Origin of the sequence: Acuticoccus kalidii, from assembly GCF_021556395.1 — a bacterium.
Taxonomy (GTDB): domain Bacteria; phylum Pseudomonadota; class Alphaproteobacteria; order Rhizobiales; family Amorphaceae; genus Acuticoccus; species Acuticoccus kalidii.
Map to the genome: position 1 here is coordinate 826,440 of NZ_JAKGCS010000036.1, position 19,268 is coordinate 845,707.

At 65.9% G+C, this 19,268-nt stretch carries 17 protein-coding genes; 14 read left to right on the plus strand and 3 right to left on the minus strand.

Features of this window, described 5'->3' with window-relative positions; genetic code table 11:
• Positions 1 to 65: 65 nt before the first annotated feature.
• A complete protein-coding gene (locus tag L1787_RS24740; protein WP_439648316.1) occupies positions 66 to 1,415 on the minus strand; it encodes an MFS transporter in 1,350 nt (449 codons plus the stop codon).
• A 392-nt stretch (positions 1,416 to 1,807) separates the two neighbouring features.
• Here L1787_RS24740 and cyoA point away from each other — a divergent pair, with 392 nt between their 5' ends.
• Genes cyoA through L1787_RS24775 form a run of 7 tightly spaced genes read left to right on the plus strand, consistent with a single transcriptional unit; the run spans position 1,808 to position 8,594 of the window.
• Entirely contained in the window at positions 1,808 to 2,914 is a 1,107-nt protein-coding gene (cyoA, locus tag L1787_RS24745; protein WP_235711769.1) for a ubiquinol oxidase subunit II, read from the plus strand.
• A 12-nt stretch (positions 2,915 to 2,926) separates the two neighbouring features.
• Positions 2,927 to 4,924, plus strand: coding sequence for a cytochrome o ubiquinol oxidase subunit I (cyoB, locus tag L1787_RS24750; protein WP_235711770.1), 1,998 nt, complete (start codon positions 2,927 to 2,929; stop codon positions 4,922 to 4,924).
• Between the two features lie 2 nt (positions 4,925 to 4,926).
• Entirely contained in the window at positions 4,927 to 5,571 is a 645-nt protein-coding gene (gene cyoC, locus L1787_RS24755; RefSeq protein WP_235711771.1) for a cytochrome o ubiquinol oxidase subunit III, read from the plus strand.
• Positions 5,571 to 5,945 carry a cytochrome o ubiquinol oxidase subunit IV gene (gene cyoD, locus L1787_RS24760; protein ID WP_235711772.1) on the plus strand — a complete coding sequence of 125 codons (375 nt, stop codon included), beginning with the start codon at positions 5,571 to 5,573 and terminating at the stop codon, positions 5,943 to 5,945. The genes cyoC and cyoD overlap by 1 nt, the downstream gene beginning before the upstream one ends.
• 12 nt (positions 5,946 to 5,957) lie before the next feature.
• Positions 5,958 to 6,722: an SURF1 family protein gene (locus L1787_RS24765; protein WP_235711773.1), complete on the plus strand. Its 765-nt coding sequence runs from the start codon at positions 5,958 to 5,960 to the stop codon at positions 6,720 to 6,722.
• Positions 6,719 to 8,071 carry an ATP-binding protein gene (locus L1787_RS24770; protein ID WP_235711774.1) on the plus strand — a complete coding sequence of 451 codons (1,353 nt, stop codon included), beginning with the start codon at positions 6,719 to 6,721 and terminating at the stop codon, positions 8,069 to 8,071. The genes L1787_RS24765 and L1787_RS24770 overlap by 4 nt, the downstream gene beginning before the upstream one ends.
• Positions 8,064 to 8,594 (plus strand): response regulator transcription factor, encoded by a 531-nt coding sequence (locus L1787_RS24775; RefSeq protein WP_235711775.1) that lies wholly within the window; start codon positions 8,064 to 8,066, stop codon positions 8,592 to 8,594. Before L1787_RS24770 ends, L1787_RS24775 begins: the two co-directional genes overlap by 8 nt.
• A 12-nt stretch (positions 8,595 to 8,606) precedes the next feature.
• On the opposite strand, the gene argE is transcribed toward L1787_RS24775, so the two are convergent.
• Together argE and L1787_RS24785 are read right to left on the minus strand one after the other, a co-directional pair.
• Positions 8,607 to 9,773, minus strand: coding sequence for an acetylornithine deacetylase (gene argE / locus L1787_RS24780; RefSeq protein WP_235711776.1), 1,167 nt, complete (start codon positions 9,771 to 9,773; stop codon positions 8,607 to 8,609).
• 25 nt (positions 9,774 to 9,798) lie between these two features.
• A complete protein-coding gene (locus L1787_RS24785) occupies positions 9,799 to 10,746 on the minus strand; it encodes a LysR substrate-binding domain-containing protein (RefSeq protein ID WP_235711777.1) in 948 nt (315 codons plus the stop codon).
• 167 nt (positions 10,747 to 10,913) lie between these two features.
• On the opposite strand from L1787_RS24785, the gene L1787_RS24790 reads away from it, so the two are divergent.
• The 7 genes from L1787_RS24790 (at position 10,914) to L1787_RS24820 (ending at position 19,264) form a co-directional block, all read left to right on the plus strand.
• Positions 10,914 to 12,524 carry an ABC transporter substrate-binding protein gene (locus L1787_RS24790; RefSeq protein ID WP_235711778.1) on the plus strand — a complete coding sequence of 537 codons (1,611 nt, stop codon included), beginning with the start codon at positions 10,914 to 10,916 and terminating at the stop codon, positions 12,522 to 12,524.
• A gap of 166 nt (positions 12,525 to 12,690) precedes the next feature.
• Positions 12,691 to 13,668 carry an ABC transporter permease gene (locus L1787_RS24795; RefSeq protein WP_235711779.1) on the plus strand — a complete coding sequence of 326 codons (978 nt, stop codon included), beginning with the start codon at positions 12,691 to 12,693 and terminating at the stop codon, positions 13,666 to 13,668.
• A complete protein-coding gene (locus L1787_RS24800) occupies positions 13,665 to 14,600 on the plus strand; it encodes an ABC transporter permease (RefSeq protein WP_235711780.1) in 936 nt (311 codons plus the stop codon). The genes L1787_RS24795 and L1787_RS24800 overlap by 4 nt, the downstream gene beginning before the upstream one ends.
• The gene (locus tag L1787_RS24805) at positions 14,597 to 15,583 is read left to right on the plus strand and encodes an ABC transporter ATP-binding protein (RefSeq protein WP_235711781.1); all 987 of its coding nucleotides are present in this window, start codon (positions 14,597 to 14,599) and stop codon (positions 15,581 to 15,583) included. Before L1787_RS24800 ends, L1787_RS24805 begins: the two co-directional genes overlap by 4 nt.
• Positions 15,580 to 16,593, plus strand: coding sequence for an ABC transporter ATP-binding protein (locus tag L1787_RS24810; RefSeq protein WP_439648317.1), 1,014 nt, complete (start codon positions 15,580 to 15,582; stop codon positions 16,591 to 16,593). The genes L1787_RS24805 and L1787_RS24810 overlap by 4 nt, the downstream gene beginning before the upstream one ends.
• 24 nt (positions 16,594 to 16,617) lie before the next feature.
• Entirely contained in the window at positions 16,618 to 18,045 is a 1,428-nt protein-coding gene (locus tag L1787_RS24815) for a M20 family metallopeptidase (protein ID WP_235711782.1), read from the plus strand.
• Between the two features lie 7 nt (positions 18,046 to 18,052).
• Positions 18,053 to 19,264 carry a M20/M25/M40 family metallo-hydrolase gene (locus L1787_RS24820; protein ID WP_235711783.1) on the plus strand — a complete coding sequence of 404 codons (1,212 nt, stop codon included), beginning with the start codon at positions 18,053 to 18,055 and terminating at the stop codon, positions 19,262 to 19,264.
• The last annotated feature ends 4 nt before the right edge of the window (positions 19,265 to 19,268 follow it).

Below are 19,268 nucleotides of genomic sequence, written 5' to 3' on the forward strand. Positions count from 1 at the left end.
CCGAGCCGAGCCGATGATCGCGAAGGGGGCACGGCCTCGCGGACGGCCGTGCCCGGTTCCGCGCTTCAGTCGACGACCGACTCCTCGCGCACTTCGAGGCGGCGATTGATGAGAAGCACCAGGAGCGTGCACACCGCGCCCGACAGGAGATAGGCGCCCGCCGAGATGAGCCCGAAATTGCTCGCGAGGAGGAGGGCGGCGAGGGGGGCGAAGCCCGCGCCGAACAGCCAGGCGAGGTCGGAGGTGATCGCCGCCCCTGTATAGCGGAAGGTCTGCGAGAAGTTGGAGGCGACCGCGCCCGAGCTCTGGCCGAAAGAGAGGCCGAGCAGGATAAAGCCGAGGATCATGAAGGTCGCCTCGCCGACGCTGCCGGCATCGAGGAGTTGCGGCGCGAAGCCGGAGAAGATCGCGATCGCGAGGGCGCAGGCCGCAAGCAGCGTGCGCCGGCCGAACCGATCGGCGAGGATGCCCGAGGCGATCACGGAGAACACGCCGACGATGGCGCCGATCGTCTCGAACACCAGGAAGCGGGCCGGCAATTCGTTGGTGTAGAGGAAGATCCAGGAGAGCGGGAACACCGTCACCATGTGGAAGAGCGCGAAGCTCGCCAACGGGACGAAGGCGCCAATCGCGACGAAGCGGCCTTCGGTCCGCAGGGTGCGAAGGACGGGCTCGGGCTGCAATTCGCGGTTTTCGAAGAGGCGTTGGAATTCTGGCGTCACGACGATGCGAAGCCGCGCGAAGAGGGCGACGACGTTGATCGCGAAGGCGACGAAGAACGGATAGCGCCAGCCCCAGGCGAAGAAGTCGTCGGCGGAGAGATTGTGCAGGAAATAGGCGAAGAGGGCGCTCGCCACGATGAGCCCGAGCGGTGCGCCGAGCTGCGGGATCATCGCGTACCAGCCCTTGCGGTTCTTCGGGGCGTTCATCGACAGGAGCGAGGCGAGCCCGTCCCACGAGCCGCCGAGCGCGAGGCCCTGCAGGATCCGGCAGATCGCGAGGACGATGATCGAATAGACCCCGATACTGTCATAGCCGGGCAGGAAGGCGATCGCGACGGTCGAGCTGCCGAGCATGAAGAGGGCGATGATCAGCTTCGCCCCGCGGCCCTGATTGCGGTCGATCGAGATGAAGATCAGCGAGCCGATCGGCCGGGCGATGAAGGCGAGGGCGAAGAGGCCGAAGGAGTAGAGCGTTCCCGTCAGCGGATCGACGAAGGGGAAGACCAGCGCCGGGAACACCACGACGGAGGCGATGGCGTAGACGAAGAAGTCGAAGAACTCCGACGTGCGGCCGATGATGACGCCGACGGCGATCTCGGCCGGGCGGACCGGACCGCCATGGGCATGGAGCCGTGCGGCATCCTGCGCGAGGGTGCTTTGGGGCGACACTGTAGATGCGGCGGGCGAACTCACGGGCGCTGTCGATCCTCGAACGTTGCGGGTGGCGGGCGGACATCGATCACGGTCGATCGGGTCGCGTGTGATCGTCGACGTTCGTGCCGATCACGCCATCCCGCAGATTGTGCATCTGCGGCATTGGACAAAGTGTCCAAGGCCATTTCGTGCTGCGATGCAATATCAACCTTCGGCGATCGCCGCGCCAGCGCTGGGCCTTGGACAAAGTGTCCAATGACCCGCGTGCTGCGCTGCAGCTAAAGCGATCGTCGTCGCCTTGACGGGCGTCGTCGCATTGTCTGCCGACCGAACGGGTTGGGCAAGGGATTGGGTCCCGCCGTCATGGGGCCGTCCGCCGGCCGGTTTCGTCGATCGCGCCCCTCTCGGCCGCCGACCTGATAGGATTTGCCTTGCGCCGTTTTCAGTTCCTTCTCCTCCTTCCGCTGCTTGCGGGGCTCGGAGGGTGCAACTTCGTCGTTCTCGATCCGTCCGGTCACATCGCGGCCGAACAGCGGGATCTCCTCATTTTCGCGACGGGCCTGATGCTCCTCATCATCCTGCCGGTGATGGGGCTGACGGTGTACTTTGCCTGGCGCTATCGCCACACCAACACCGAGGCCGAATATGACCCCGAGTGGCACCATTCGACGGTGCTGGAGCTCGTCGTCTGGGCGGCGCCGCTCGCGATCATCATCTGTCTCGGCGCGGTGACCTATCTCGGCACCCACCTTCTCGATCCCTACCGCCCGCTGACCCAGGTCGACCGGGACCGCCCCCTCCCCGAGGGCACCGAGCCGCTGCAGGTCGAGGTCGTCTCCCTCGATTGGAAATGGCTCTTCTTCTATCCGCAATACGGGATCGCCACCGTCAACGAGCTTGCGGCGCCGGTCGATCGGCCGATCCACTTCAAGATCACCTCGTCGGGCGTGATGAACGCCTTCTACATCCCCGCGCTCGCCGGCATGATCTACTCGATGGCCGGGATGGAGACCCAGCTCCACGCCGTCATCAACGCCGAAGGCGACTATGAAGGCTTCTCCTCCAATTATAGCGGCGCCGGCTTCTCCGGCATGCGTTTCGTCTTCAAGGGGCTCGACCAGGCGGGCTTCGAGGAGTGGATCGACGCGGGCCGGAACGCCGACGAGGCGCTGACCGCGGCGCGCTATGTCGAGCTCGAGAAGCCGAGCGAGAACGTCCCGGTGATGCGCTTCTCGTCCGTCGAGGACGGGCTCTATAACCGCATCCTCGAAATGTGCGTCGATCCCGGCACGCGCTGCATGAGCGAGACGATGGCGCTCGATGCGCAGACCGCCGCCGGCGGACGAGAGGTCGCGCTTGCCCTCTGCCGCAGCCCGTTCGCCATCTTCAACAACGATGAAGCGGTCGTCGGCCGGGCCAAGATGACGCCGATCCCCGCCACCGCGGAGACCCGACTGCGCGGCTTCAGCCTCGCGACGCCCTCGTCCGACGTGCGCCTGACCGACGCCCGCACCGACGACGATATCAGCAACTTCTGACCGGATCCGGCAATGTTATCGCAAGTTTGGGCCTTTCTGTTCGGCCGTCTCTCGTTCGAATCCCTTCCGTTCCACGAGCCGATCCTCGTCGTCACCTTCATCGTCGTCGCGCTCGGTGGGATCGGGCTCGTGGCGGCGCTCACTTATTACCGCCTGTGGTCCTATCTCTGGCATGAGTGGCTCACCACGGTGGACCACAAGCGCATCGGCATCATGTACATGGTGCTCGGCATCATCATGCTGCTGCGGGGCTTTGCCGACGCGATCATGATGCGCTCGCAGCAGGCGATCGCCTTCGGCGGCAGCGAGGGCTACCTGCCGGCGCACCATTACGACCAGATCTTCACCGCGCACGGCGTCATCATGATCTTCTTCGTCGCGATGCCGTTCGTGACGGGGCTGATGAACTACGTCGTTCCGCTGCAGATCGGTGCGCGGGACGTCGCCTTTCCGTTCCTCAACAATTTCTCGTTCTGGATGACGGTGTCGGGCGTCGTCCTCGTGATGGCCTCGCTCTTCATCGGCGAGTTCGCGAAGACCGGTTGGCTCGCTTATCCGCCGCTGTCGGGCCTCGACGCCAGTCCCGATGTCGGCGTCGATTATTACATATGGGCGTTACAGATCGCGGGCGTCGGCACGCTCCTATCGGGCGTCAATCTGGTCGCGACGATCGTGAAGATGCGCGCGCCCGGCATGAGCATGATGAAGATGCCGATCTTCACCTGGACGGCGCTCTGCACGAACATCCTGATCGTCGCCGCCTTCCCGGTGTTGACGGCGGTTCTCGCGCTCCTCGCCGCCGACCGCTATCTCGGCATGAACTTCTTTACCAACGATCTCGGCGGCAACGCCATGATGTACATCAACCTCGTGTGGATCTGGGGTCACCCGGAGGTGTACATTCTCATTCTGCCGGCGTTCGGCGTGTTCTCCGAAGTCGTGTCGACCTTCTCCGGCAAGCGTCTCTTCGGCTATGCCTCCATGGTCTACGCGACGGTGGTCATCACCGTTCTCGCCTACCTCGTGTGGCTCCACCATTTCTTCACGATGGGGTCGGGCGCGAGCGTCAATTCCTTCTTCGGCATCACGACGATGATCATCTCGATCCCGACCGGGGCGAAGATGTTCAACTGGCTGTTCACGATGTATCACGGCCGTATTCGGTTCGAGTTGCCGATGCTGTGGTCCCTCGCGTTCATGTTGACCTTCGTCATCGGCGGGATGACCGGCGTGATGCTCGCCGTTCCCCCGGCGGATTTCGTGCTGCACAACTCGCTGTTCCTCGTCGCCCACTTCCACAATGTGATCATCGGCGGCGTTCTGTTCGGCATGTTCGCCGGCATCAATTTCTGGTTCCCGAAGGCGTTCGGCTTCAAGCTGGACCGGTTCTGGGGGCTCGTGAGCTTCTGGTTCTGGGTGGTCGGCTTCTATGCCGCCTTCATGCCGCTCTACGTGCTCGGCCTCATGGGCGTCACGCGGCGGCTGCGCGTCTTCGAGGATCCGTCATTGCAGATCTGGTTCGTGATCGCCGCTGGCGGCGCCGCGCTGATCGCGATCGGCATTCTCGCCTTCCTGATCCAGCTCTTTGTCTCGATCAAGAACCGGGAGAAGCTGCGCGACACGACCGGCGATCCGTGGAACGCCCGCACGCTCGAATGGTCGACCTCCTCGCCGCCGCCGGAGTATAATTTCGCCTTCACGCCGGTGATCTACGACAGCGATGCGTGGTGGGACATGAAAGCCCGCGGCTACCAGCGTCCGCTCGACGGCTACCGGCCGATCCACATGCCGAAGAACACCGGGGCAGGGGTGATCCTCGCCGGGCTCGCCTTCCTGACCGGCTTCGGCCTCGTCTGGTACATCTGGTGGCTCGCTCTCGTCTCCTTCGTCGCCCTTATCGGCTACGCGATCGCGCACACCTTCAATTACGATCGCGATTTCACCATCCCGGCCGAAGAGGTGGCCGAAACCGAACACGGGCGCACCGCGCTCCTCGGCGCGGGGGCTTGATCATGGCGAGCACTCACGTCGCGAGCAGCGAGGCCATCGCCGCCGACAACAGCGTGCCGGTCTTCTATCTGACCGAGGAGCACGCCCATGCGCCGGGCGGCGCGACGGCGTTCGGCTTCTGGATCTACCTCATGAGCGACTGCCTGGTGTTCGCCTCGCTGTTCGCCGTCTACGGGGTGATCGGCGGCAACTTCGCCGGCGGTCCCGGCCCGCACGAACTCTTCGAGCTGCCGCTCGTCGCCGTGAACACGGCGATGCTGCTCTTCTCCTCGATCACCTACGGCTTTGCGATGTTGGCGATGGAGAAGCGCAACATCGCCCATGTCCAGGGCTGGCTCGCGATCACGGGCCTCTTCGGCGCGGCCTTTATCGGCATCGAGCTCTACGAGTTCGGCACGCTGATCGCCGAAGGGGCGACACCGCAGAGTTCGGGCTTCCTGTCCGCCTTCTTCCTGCTCGTCGGAACGCACGGGCTGCACGTCACGATCGGCATCATCTGGCTCGTGACGCTGATGGTGCAGGTCCGCCGGATGGGTCTCGTCGCCGCGAACCGCCGCCGCCTGATGTGCCTTTCGATGTTCTGGCACTTCCTCGACGTCATCTGGATCGGCGTCTTCACCTTCGTCTATCTCATGGGGATGCTGTGATGAACGCGCACACCGATACGCACGACGAGGACCACGAAGACGGCCACGCCGGCGGCACGCTCGGGAGCTATGTCAGCGGCTTCATCCTGTCCGTCGTCCTCACCGCCGTGCCGTTCTGGCTGGTGATGACCGGCGCCCTCGACGACCGAACGCTGACGGCGATCATCATCATGGCCTTCGCGGTGGTGCAGATCGTCGTGCACATGGTCTTCTTCCTCCACATGAACACGACGTCGGAAGGCGGCTGGAACATGATGGCGCTGATCTTCACCCTTGTGATCGTGGCGATCGCGCTGATCGGCTCGTTGTGGGTCATGTTCCATCTCAACGTGAACATGATGCCGCCGATGCAGCCGATGGGACCGGCGACATGACGGCGAACCGCGATGGCTAGAACGCGTCGCCGCCTCGTCGCGATCCTCCTCCTCACCGCCTTCGGGGCGGTGCTGTTCTCCGGCCTCGGCGTGTGGCAGGTGGAGCGGCGGGCCTGGAAGCTCGATCTCATCGCGCATGTCTCCGCGCGGCTCGCCGCCGATCCGGTCGCCGCACCGGGGCCGGCCGACTGGCCGCGGGTCGAGGCGGCCGAGGACGCCTATCGCAAGGTGCGCGTCTCCGGCGTGTTCGGACCGGAAGAGACCTTCGTTCAGGCCGTCACCGAACTGGGGGGCGGCTTCTGGGTGATGGCGCCGTTCGTGACCGACGAGGGCTTCACGATTCTCGTCAATCGCGGCTTCATCTCGCCCGATTTGCGCGATCCGGTGACGCGGCCCCTTCCTGAGGGGCATCGCACCGTCACCGGGTTGATGCGGATGAGCGAACCCGGCGGCGGCTTCCTGCGCGCCAACGTTCCGGCGGAAAATCGCTGGTACTCGCGGGACGTCGAGGCGATCGCCGCGGCCGCCAATATCGGCGCCGTCGCGCCCTATTTCATCGACGCGAGCGAGCCGACCGGGGCGGGCCCCGTCGCCGGCCTCACGGTGGTGACGTTCCGCAACAGCCATCTCGTCTACGCGATCACCTGGTTCGCGCTTGCCGCGATGTGCATCGGCGCGGCGATCATCGCGATCCGGCATGAGCGCGGACGGTCGCCGGCGAAGGGGACGGCGGGCCGGCGCGAGAGGCCGCAACGGGGCCTTCCGAGCCTCGGGTGAAAGAGACGAACGTGCCGGCATTGCGACATTTCGGCGGACGCTCCGCCGTATCGACGAGCATCGGGGCGAATGGCCCGGCCGTGACGGCGGACCTCAGCGGGCGCAAGAATATGCTCCTGCTGATCGCGCTGCGGTGGGTGGCGGTGGTCGGCCAGATCCTCACCATCGCCGTCGTCGGCATCGCCTTCGACGTGGCGCTGCCGTTCACCGCGATGGCCTTCGTGCTCCTCGCGCAGGTGATGCTGAACCTCGTCAGCCTCCACTGGCTCGCGCGGCGGGACGAGGTGCCGGGCGCAGCGATCCTCTTCAGCCTGATCTTCGACGTCGCGGCGCTCACCGCGCAGCTCTTCATGTCGGGGGGAGCGAGCAACCCGTTCGCCGCGCTCTACCTCCTGCAGGTCACGCTGGCGGCCGTGCTCCTCAAATGGCGCGCGGCGGCGTTTCTCGTGATCCTCACCACCGCCTGTTATGTCGGCCTGTCGATCGACAACGAGCCGCTCGCGGTGCCGGGCCATTCGGACGCGGACCTTTTCCGCCTCCACACACTCGGCCTTCTGACCTGTTTCGCGCTCGTCGCGACGCTTCTCGTGATCCTGATCTCGCGGATCAACAAGAACCTGCGCGAGCGCGATGAGCGCATCGCTGCCTTGCGCCAACGCGCAGCCGAGGAGAACCATATTGTGCGCATGGGGCTCTTGGCATCGGGGGCGGCGCACGAACTTGGAACGCCGCTTGCCTCGCTCTCGGTGATCTTGAACGACTGGCAGCATGTGCCGGCCCTCGCGAACGACACGGATCTGGCCCAAGAGATCGCGGAAATGCAGACGGCCGTCGGACGGTGCAAGGCGATATTGACGCGGATCCTCCTCTCCGCCGGCGAGGCGCGCGGGGAATCGCCGGAGGTGACGACGGTCAACGGCTTCCTCAACGATGTCGTCGGCACCTGGCATGGCGGGGCGGGGCTCGTCCTGCGCAACCATTTCGGCCCCGACATGCCGATCGTGTCCGACGCGGCGCTGAAGCAGGTGATCCAGAACGTGCTCGACAACGCGCTCGATACCGGCGCCCCGTCGATCGAATTGCGGGTGGAGCGCGACGCGGAGGAGATCGTGCTTCACATCATCGACAATGGACCGGGATTCGCGCCGCAGACCCTTGCAAATTTCGGTCGGCCGTATAATACAACCAAAAATAGAGAAGGGGGCGGGCTAGGCCTCTTCCTCGTCGTCAATGTCGTGCGTAAACTCGGTGGACGGGTCGAAGCGCACAACCGTCCGACCGGCGGGGCGATCGTCACCCTTCGATTGCCGCTCGCCGCGCTCGCGTTCGAACAGGTGGGCCATGCCTGAACGACGTCTGTTGATCCTGGAGGATGACGCCTCCTTCGCACGAACCCTGAAGCGCTCCTTCGAGCGGCGCGGCTACGAGGTCGTGACCGCCTCCCACCCCGACGAGCTGGATGAGGTCCTGAGGGACAGCGCCCCCAACTTCGCGGTGGTGGACCTCAAGCTCGCCAATGCATCCGGCCTGCCGTGTGTCGAAGTGCTCCACCAGCACGACCCGTCGATGATGATCGTGGTGCTGACCGGCTATGCGAGCATCGCGACCGCGGTCGAGGCGATCAAGCTCGGCGCGTGTCACTATCTCGCCAAACCCGCCAACACGGACGATATCGAGGCCGCCTTCGGCAAGGGAAACGGTGATGCCAATGTCGCGCTGACGGCGCGCAGCACCTCGATCAAGACGCTCGAGTGGGAGCGCATCCACGAGACCCTCGCCGAGACCGACTTCAACATCTCCGAGACCGCGCGCCGGCTCGGAATGCACCGGCGCACTTTGGCGCGCAAACTCGAAAAGCGGCAGGTGAAATAGGCCGCCGCCGGATCAGCCGGGCGCCCGTGCCCAGTCGACGACGCGGCCGAGAAAGGTATCGCAGCGGGTGAGCTGATCGCGGGCGACGAACTCGTCCGGCTTGTGCGCCTGCTCGATCGAGCCCGGCCCGCAGACGATCGTGGGCACGCCGAGCGTTTCGGAAAACCGCCCGCCCTCCGTGCCGAACGCCACTTTACCGTCACCGTTCGAGCCGGCGAAGCGGCGCACCAGCGTCGTCACCTCCGCGTCGGGCGGGGTGTCGAGGGCGGGGAAGCCGGCGAACACGTCGATGTCGATCCCCGTATCCTGCGAAATCGCGTGCATTTGCGGCTCGAGCTCGTTCTTCGCATAGCCGACGAACTCCTCGACGAGGCGGTCCGCGTCGACACCGGGCAGGACGCGGAACTCGCAGTCGAGCCGGGCAAGGTCGGGCACGATATTGAGCGCGGTGCCGCCGATCAGGACGCCGGTATGGGCGGTGGAATGCGGCACGTCATAGGCCGCGTCGAACGGCCCTTCCGCAGCGAGGCGCGCACCGATCTCGCGCAGCTTGACCGCCATCATCGCCGCATAGTCGACGGCGTTCACCCCGTGCGGGGCGAGCGAGGAATGACAGCTGAGGCCCCGCACCGTCACATGCATCGACCGCTTGCCCTTGTGGCCGATCACGACCTCCATGAGGGTCGGCTCGCCGACGATGCAATAAGCCGGCGTCGCTGCCTCCTTCTGGAGCCAGTCGATCAGCCGCGCGACGCCGAGACAGCCGACTTCCTCGTCATAGGAGAACGCGATGTGGATCGGCCGGGCGAGCGATGCGCCGGCCATCGCGGGGACAGCGGCGAGGGTGGAGGCGAGGAAGCCCTTCATGTCGCACGCGCCGCGCCCGTAGAGCTGGCCGTCGCGCTCGGTGAGGGTGAACGGATCGCTCGCCCAGGTCTGCCCGTCGACCGGCACGACATCGGTGTGACCGGACAGGATGATTCCGCCCGGTCCGTCGGGACCGATGGTGGCCCAAAGGTTGGCCTTGGTGCCGGTCTCGTCCATCACCCGGCGGCTTTCGATGCCGTAGCCGGCGAGATAGTCCTCCACGAAGTCGATGAGGGGGAGGTTCGACAGCCGGCTCGTCGTGTCGAACGAGACGAGCCGCGCCAGAAGCTCGGGGCTGGTCGGTGCCTGCATCTTCACTCCTCGAAGCTGCCGCCGCTCAGCGGTCGGCGGAGGGATAGGGGGATGGGTCCAGCGAGGCGCGCACCATCGACATGAAGGCCATCGCCGCCGCCGAGGGCGGTCGCCCCGATGGTAGGATGAACGAGGCCCGATAGGGAACGACCGGCAAAAAGGGCCGCACCTCGATATCCCGGCCGAGCTGGTGGATGATCGGGAAGGGGTTCATCAACGCGACACCGAGCCCCTCGCGCACGAACTCCGCCGTCGCGACCGTCGTCGAGCTCTCGATGACGAATTTGGGGCGCGCGCCGGCGCGTTCCAGGACGCGGTCGATCGCGGCGCGGCTCGAATGGCGGCGCGTTGCGGCGATGAAAGGTTCGCCATCGAGGTCCTGGGCACGGATCACCGCCTTGTCGGCAAGATGATGGCCGCGGGGAAGGGCGCAGATCGCCTCCGTCGCGAGGAGCGGCTCGAGGCGGACGCCCTCGTGCGCGGGCACGGTGTCGATGACGCCGAGATCGTAATTCTCCTCGGCGATCGCACTGATGAGAATGTCCGAGGCGATCACGTCGAAGAGGACTTCGAGTTCCGGGTTCTCGCGCGTGAAGCGGGCGACGCGGCGCGGCATGAAGCGGTGCGCGATGGTCGGCGGAGCGACGACGCGCAAAGCGCCCGAATGGGACGTCGGCGCATGGTTGGCGCGTGTCTCGATCCGCTGCAGGGCGGTGAAGACGGGGCCGAGCTCTTCGGCGATGGCGAGCGCCTCCTCGTTCGGGAGGAGGCGGCCGCCTTCACGGGTGAAGAGTTGCCGGCCGAGCTGCGCCTCGAGCTGGCCGAGACTTCGGCTGACCGCAGGTTGCGAAAGCCCGAGACGTTGCGCTGCGGTCGTGGTTTTGCCAGTCTCAACCAGCGCGCGCAGAACTTCGAGCTCGCGAAGCGTGAAACCGATCCTTCGCTCATGGGGTGGCGAGACGGGCTTGTGCATGACCTATGAGCAAACTGCATACTATTTCAATGTTGACATTCGCATAGCGCATAATAGCGTGACTGCCAACAGGCCACCACGCGACCGGAGAGGTCCACCGGCGCGCTTTCGGAGACAGGGCTGCAGCGCCTTTCTCGGGGCTGCATCCGCAGGGAGAGGCAGCATCAATGAGACGGACATACGCGACCCTCATGGCGGGCTTGATCGCAGGGACGGCCTTGACCGCACCGGCGATGGCCGAAGAGCTGACCATCGGCCTCAAGTCCGAGGCGACGTCGATGGACCCGCAATTCCACAATCTTGCGACGAACACGCAAGTCCTCTCCAACATTTTCGAGGGCTTGACCGAGCAGGATCCGGTCCAGAAGGTCGAGCCGTCGCTCGCCACGGAGTGGACCGCCGTCGATGATACGACATGGCGCTTCACGCTGCGTGAGGGCGTGAAATTCCACAATGGCAGCGATTTCACCGCGCGCGACGTGATCTACACCTATTGCCGCGTGCCGCTGGTGGAGAATTCGCCCTCGTCCTACACGATCTTCACCGGCACGATGGCCGACGTGACGGCGGAGGACGATTACACGGTCATCATCAAGACCGAGGGTCCGAACCCGCTTCTGCCGACCGAGATCTCGAACCTTCCGATCGTTTCGGCCGACGCCGGCGGGGCGGAGGAAACGATCACGTTCGGCACGGATGGCTGTGAGGGAATGGGCACCGTTCCCCAGGCCGGCGACTTCAATTCGCCCGACGTCGCGGTCGGCACCGGACCCTATAAGCTGCAGGAATTCACCCGCGGCAACCAGCTCGTCCTCTCCCGCTTCGAAGATTATTGGGGCGAGAAGCCGGACTGGGAAACGGTCATGATGCGGCCGATCTCGAGCAACGGCCCCCGCGTCGCCGCCCTTCTCGCGGGCGATGTGATGATGATCGAATCCCCGCCGATCCAGGACATCCCGCGCATCGAGCAGGGTGGCTACAAGATCATCGACGCGCTCTCGAACCGCATCATCTACCTCCACATGCGCCAGGATACGGCCGACGCGCCGTCGATCTCGGGCACCGACGGGAAGAACCCGCTGCAGGACGTGAACGTGCGCAAGGCGATCTCGCTCGCGATCAATCGCGAGGCGATCAAAGAGCGCATCATGGGCGGCTTTGCCGTGCCCGCGGGCGAGCTTTTGCCGCCGCCGATGTTCGGCACCTCCGGCCGCGAGGCGGACCCCTATGACCCGGAACAGGCGAAGGCGCTCCTCGCCGATGCCGGCTATCCCGACGGGTTCGAGATCACCCTCGGCACCCCGAACGACCGCTATATCAACGACGAGCAGGTCGCCCAGGCGATCGCCCAGATGCTGACCCGTATCGGCATCAAGACCAATGTCGACGCCTCGACCGCGAGCCAGTTCTTCTCGCGCCGCAACGCGCTCGACTTCCCGATCTACATGGCTGGCTGGGGCGCCTCGTCCGGCGAGATGTCCTCCCCGCTGAAGTCGCTCGTCACCACCTTCGACAAGGAGGCCGGGCGCGGCGTCACCAATGCCGGCCGCTACTCCAACGCGGAGATGGACGCCGTCCTCGAAGAGGCGATGACCACGATCGACGACGCCAAGCGCGACGCGCTTCTCCAAAAGGCCGAAACGATGGTGCTCGACGATTATGGGATCATTCCGATCCACTACGAGCAGACCGTGTGGGCGCTCGATCCGAGCCTCGATTACGAGCCGCGCGTCGACCAGTACACGATCGCCTTCCAAGTGAAGAAGGCGGCGGATTGATCCGCACCGCGGCGGGCGGGCCTGTTCCGCCCCCACGATCTCGCCCGCGCTCCCCGCGCGGGCATCCCGCCACGGACCTCCTCCATGGCGGGGCGAGGCCGACACCGCCGGCGATGATGCCGGCGGCTCCCGGCCCAGCGACGGGCCGCCCGGTCTGGAGAAGAGGATGATCGTCTACCTCGTCCGCCGTTTCGGCCAGAGCCTCCTCGCGATCGCGGCGATGGCGGTTCTCGTCTTCGTCGGCGTCTACGCGATCGGCAATCCGGTCGATATCCTGATCAACCCGGAGGCCAACCAGGCCGAGATCGAGGCGACCGTCGCCCGGCTCGGGCTCGACAAGCCGCTTTGGGAGCAATTTCTGCTCTTCGTCTGGAATGCGCTGCACGGCGATCTCGGCGACTCGTTCGTCTATGGCCGCCCGGCGGTCGAAATCATCCTCGAGCGTTTGCCGGCGACGATGGAGCTCGCTTTCGTCGCGCTCATCCTGTCGGTCGGGATCGGCGTTCCGCTCGGCGTGCTGGCGGGGCTGAAGCCCGACTCGATCGCCGGCCGCTCCATCATGGCCGGCTCGATCCTCGGCTTCTCCTTGCCGAATTTCTGGCAAGGGATGCTCCTCATTCTCGTCTTCGCCGTTCTCCTCGGCTGGCTGCCGGCCGGCGGGCGAGGGGAGACGGTCGACGTTCTCGGTATGCAGCTCTCATTCCTCACGCTCGACGGGTTGCGCCATCTCATTTTGCCGGCGGTGAACCTCGCCCTCTTCAAAATGAGCCTCATCATCCGCCTCACCCGCGCCAACACGCGGGAGGCCAATCTTCAGGATTATGTGAAGTTCGCGCGCGCCAAGGGCCTGTCCTCCCGGCGCGTCGTGCTCGTCCACATCCTCAAGAACATCATGATCCCGGTCGTCACCATCATCGGTCTCGAACTCGGCTCGATGGTCGCCTTCGCGATCGTGACGGAGACGGTGTTCGCCTGGCCGGGCATGGGCAAATTGCTGATCGATTCCATCAACCTGCTCGATCGCCCGCTGATCGTCGCTTACCTGATGCTGACCGTCTTCATCATCGTGACGATCAATCTCGTGGTCGACGTCCTCTATTCGGTGCTCGACCCGCGGGTGCGGCTCTCGGAGGTGAAGGGATGAGCGACGACGCCTTCATCGCAGGCCTCGAGCGGGTCGACGATGTCCGCCCGCCGAAGGTCGACAGCCCGCTCAAACGGATCGCGCTCGCCTTCATCGAGGACAAGCTCGCGATCGTCGGTCTCGTCCTCTTTCTGTGCGTCGCCACGGTCGCGATCCTCGCGCCGTGGATCACCCCGCAAAATCCCTACGATCTCGCCCAGCTCGACATCATGGACGGCGGCCTGCCGCCCGGCGAGACGAGCTTTGCGACCGGCGGCACCTATTGGCTCGGCACCGACCTTCAGGGCCGGGACATGCTGTCGGCGATCGCTTACGGCCTGCGCATCAGCCTCGTCGTCGCGGGGATCTCGCTCGGCTTTGCGATCACCATCGGAGTGATGCTCGGCGTGGCGGCGGCTTATTTCGGCGGGCGGGTCGATTCGTTCATCATGCGGATCGTCGACCTTCAGCTTTCCTTCCCGGCGATCCTGATCGCGCTCATCCTCCTCGCGCTCCTCGGGCGCGGGGTCGACAAGGTGATCCTCGCCCTCGTGATCGTGCAATGGGCCTATTATGCGCGCACCGTGCGCTCCTCGGCGATCGTGGAGCGGCGGAAGGACTATATCGAGGCCGCGCGCTGTCTCGGCCTGTCGCATCGGCGGATCATGTTCCGCCACCTTCTGCCGAATTGCGTGCCGCCGCTCATCGTCGTCGCGACGGTGCAGGTCGCCCAGGCGATCGCCCTCGAGGCGACGCTCTCCTTTCTCGGCGTCGGCGTTCCGATCACCGAGCCCTCGCTCGGTCTCCTGATCGCGAACGGGTACGATTATCTCCTGTCCGGCCGTTACTGGATCAGCCTCTTTCCGGGCATCGCCCTCGTCCTCACCATCATCGCGATAAATCTCGTGGGCGACCGGCTGCGTGACGTCCTCAACCCACGGCTCCAGAAATGACGCTGCTCGACGTCCGCGATCTCAAGACGCATTTCTTCACCCGTGACGGGGTGGCGAAGGCCGTCGACGGAGTGACCTTCTCGCTGGAGCGGGGCGAGATTCTCGGCATCGTCGGGGAATCGGGGTCGGGCAAGTCGGTGACCGGCTTTTCGATCCTCGGTCTCGTCGATCCGCCGGGAAAGGTCGTCTCCGGTCAGATCATCTTCGACGGGACGGACCTCGTCGCCGCCGGGGAGAAGACCATCAAGGGCCTTCGCGGCAAGCGCATCGCGATGATCTTCCAGGATCCGATGATGACGCTGAATCCCGTCCTCAGGATCGACACGCAGATGGTCGAGACCGTGCTCGCCCACGAGAAAGTGAGCCGGGCCGAAGCGCTCGCCCGCGCTCGCGAGACGCTCACCATGGTCGGCATCTCCGCGCCGGACGAGCGGCTGCGTTCCTATCCGCACCAGTTCTCAGGCGGTATGCGCCAGCGCGTCGCGATCGCCATCGCGCTCCTCCACAAGCCCGACCTCATCATCGCCGACGAGCCGACGACCGCGCTCGACGTGACGATCCAGGCGCAAATTCTCGCCGAAGTGCAGCGCCTGTGCGCCCAGTCGAACACCGCGCTGATCTGGATCACCCACGATCTCGCCGTCGTCTCCGGCCTCGCCGACCGGCTCGCCGTGATGTACGCCGGCCGTATCGTGGAGGAGGGGCGGACCGCCGACATCATCGGCCAGCCGCTCCACCCTTATACGCGGGGCCTCATCGGATCGGTGCCGCAGGGCAAACCGCACGGTGCGATGCTCACCCAGATTAACGGCATGGCGCCCTCGCTTCTCAATCTTCCCGAGGGCTGCCGCTTCCGCCCGCGTTGCCCGCGCGCCGACGAGGCGTGCCTCGTCGATCCGCCTTTGTCGGAACCGATCCGGGGCCGCGGCGTGCGCTGCGTCCACCCCCATCTCGAGACGCGTGACGAGGTGCTCGCATCGTGACCCCTTTGATCGAGATCGACGCCGTCTCCAAGCGCTTCACCAAGGAGCTCGACATCGCCGAGCGAACCGCGCGGATGCTCGGATCGGCGGTGAAGCCGGTCACCGTGCACGCTGTCGACGAGGTGAATCTGTCGATCGGGAAGGGCGAAGTCCTCGGCCTCGTCGGGGAATCGGGCTGCGGCAAGTCCACGCTCGGCCGCATGGTGGCCGGGCTGATGAACCCGAGCGAGGGCGCGATCCGCTTTCGCGGCAAGGACGTCGCGAGCCTCAAGGGCGCGGAGGCGCGCGAGGCTGCGCTCAAGGTCCAGATGGTGTTTCAGGACCCGATGTCCTCGCTCAATCCGCGCCTCAGGGTGGGCGAGCTGATCGGCGAGGCGCCGCGCGTCCACAAGGTCCGCCCGCGCCGGGAGATCGCGGACTATGTCGGCGACCTTCTCGACCGGGTGGGCCTCGATCCGGCGATGCGAAAGCGCTATCCGCACCAATTCTCCGGCGGCCAGAGGGCGCGTATCGGGATCGCCCGCGCGCTCGCGGTGGAGCCGGACTTTATCGTTTGCGACGAATCGGTCGCCGCGCTCGACGTGTCGATCCAGGCGCAGATCCTCAACCTCTTCATGAAGCTGCGCGCCGATCTCGACCTCACTTATCTCTTCATCAGCCACGATCTCGGCGTGGTGGAGCACATCTCGGACCGGATCGCGGTGATGTATCTCGGCCGCCTGGTGGAGCTCGGCCGGAGCGAAGACGTCCTCTCCGCGCCCAACCATCCTTACACCCAGGCGCTCGTCGCCGAGATCCCGACCTTGCAGACCTCCAAGAAGGTCTATTCCGTGATCAAGGGCGAGATCCCGTCCCCGCTCGATCCGCCGAGCGGCTGTCACTTCCACCCGCGCTGTCCGCACGCTTTCGCCCGCTGCCGTGAGGAGCGGCCGCTGTTGAAGAGCGTCGCCTCGGGGCGGTTTTCTGCCTGCCACCTGAACGATGAGGCCGGAACGCGCAACGCCGCGTGACGATCCCGGCCGGAGGAGCGATCCATGGGGAATTCGGAACGGATTTGGGATCACGTCGATGCCCGGCGTGAGGCCTACGAGGATTTGAGCGACCGCGTCTGGGGTATGCCCGAGATCGCCTATACCGAGTTCCGCTCCTCGGCCGAGCATAAGGCGATGCTTGAGGCGGAGGGCTTCTGCGTCACCGAGGAGGTCGCCGGCATCCCGACCGCCGTGATGGGCGAAGCGGGCGAAGGTGGGCCGATCATCGCCTTTCTCGGCGAGTATGATGCGCTCCCCGGTCTCAGCCAGGAGGCGGGGATCGCCGTGCCGAAGCCGCTCCCCGGCAACGGTTACGGCCATGGCTGCGGCCACAATATGCTGGGATCGGCCGCGCTCCTCGCGGCGACGGCGCTGAAGAACTTTCTCGCCGAGACCGGACAGCCAGGCCGCGTGCGCTATTATGGCTGCCCGGCCGAGGAGGGCGGGGCGGCGAAGGCCTTCATGGTGCGGGCCGGCGCGTTCGACGGTGTCGACGCGGCGATCACCTGGCATCCGGCCTCGCTCACCCGTGTCGACGAGGCGCTCTCCCTCGCGAACACCCGCCTCGATTTCACCTTCACCGGCCGCGCCTCGCACGCCGCCGCAGCGCCCCATCTCGGCCGCAGCGCGCTCGATGCCGTCGAGCTGATGAATGTCGGCGTCAATTATATGCGCGAGCACATGCCGTCGTCGGCGCGCATCCATTATGCGATGATCGATGCCGGCGGCGTCGCGCCGAACGTGGTGCAGGGCCGTGCGGTGGTGCGTTATGCGGTGCGCGCGCTCGATGTACACGGGATGCGCGCCCTCAATGAGCGCGTCATCAAGATCGCCAAGGGCGCGGCGATGATGACGGAGACCGAGGTCTCGGTGCGCACGCTCTCGGCGGTGTCGAACCTTCTCGGCAACACCCCGATGGAGGCGGCGATGCACGCCAATATGGAGCGCCTCGGCCCCGTCCCCTTCGACAATACGGATCGAGCCTATGCCGCCGAGATCCAGGCGACGCTCTCGGAGGAGGACATCATCTCCGACTATCGCCGGGTCGGAATGCAGCCGGCCGAGTTCCACCCGCTGTGCGATTTCATCGTGCCGCTCGATCAGGTGGGCGAGCCGATGATCGGCTCCACCGATGTCGGGGACGTCTCCTGGGCGGTGCCGACGGTTCAGGCGCGCGTCGCCACCCATGCCATCGGCACGCCCGGCCACTCCTGGCAGATCACCGCCCAAGGCAAGGCCGGTCCCGCTCACAAGGGCATGGTGTGGGCCGCGAAGACCATGGCGGGCACGGCGGTCGACCTTCTCGCCGATCCCGATCTTCTCGCCCGCGCGAAGGCGGACCATCAGGGGCGGATCACCAAGAAGCCTTATATCTGCCCGATCCCGGCGGACGTCGATCCGCCGATCCAGCCGCGCCCGGCCGACCTTTGAGCGCCTTATGAGCGATATTGAGACAATCCTCGCCGCCCCCGCCTTCAAGGCGGCGACGGACGATCTGAAGCGCCACCATGATCGCTTCGTCGACGACATCATCCGCCTCACCGAGATTCCGGCCCCGCCCTTCAAGGAGGAAAAGCGGGCCGAGGCGGTCCGCGCGATGATGGAGGCGGCGGGACTGGAGGAGGTGGGGCTCGACGGGATCGGCAACGTCACCGGCCTTCGCCGCGGGCGAGGAAACGGCCACATCGTGGTTGTCGCGGCCCATCTCGACACGGTGTTTCCCGAGGGAACCGACGTCACAGTGCGGCGCGAGGGGACGAAGCTCTTCGCCCCCGGCGTCGGCGACGACACGCGCGGGCTCGCAACGCTCCTCGCCTTCGTCCGCGCGCTCAACGCGGCCGGGGTCGAGACGGTCGACGATCTCCTCTTTGTCGCCGATGTGGGCGAAGAGGGGAAAGGGGACCTGCGCGGCATCCGCCATCTCTTCGCCGAAGGGGCTTACCGGGAGCGGATCAAGGCCTTCTTCACGATGGACAGCCCCGACATGGAGGAGGTCGTCGTCACCGCCGTCGGCTCCAAGCGTTATCATGTCGTCTTTCGTGGTCCCGGCGGGCACAGCCTGATGGCGTTCGGAACGGTGAACCCCGGATATGCGATGGCCGCCGTCGTGTCGGGCCTTGCGGCGATCGAGGTGCCGAAGGAGCCGCGCACGGCCTATTGCGCCAGCGTCTTCGGCGGCGGAACCTCGATCAACGCGATCCCGGAAGAGGTGTGGGTCGACGTCGACCTCCGCTCCACCGCGCCCGACGAGCTCGCCCGGCTCGACGGCGCGCTCCACGCGCTGATCGAGACGGCGGTCGCGGCGGAGAATGCGCGCGGCTCGACCGACAACGGGTCGATCACCGCCGAGGCGGTGTTGATCGGCGACCGGCCGGCCGGCGGCACGGCGAAGTCCGCGCCGATCGTGACCGCCGCGACGGCGGCGCTGAAGGCCTATGGCTATGATGTCGTCTATAGCGCGTCCTCGACGGATGCGAACATTCCGATGAGCCTCGGCATTCCGGCCATCCGCCTCGGCACCGGCGGGCGGGGCGGCCGGGCTCACACGGTCGAGGAATGGATCGACGTCGAGCCGGAGGAAAGCCTCAAGGGCCTCTCGGCCGGCCTCGCGACGGTCCTCGCCGTCGCCCGGCTCGCGGACGCGGGTTAGGCGC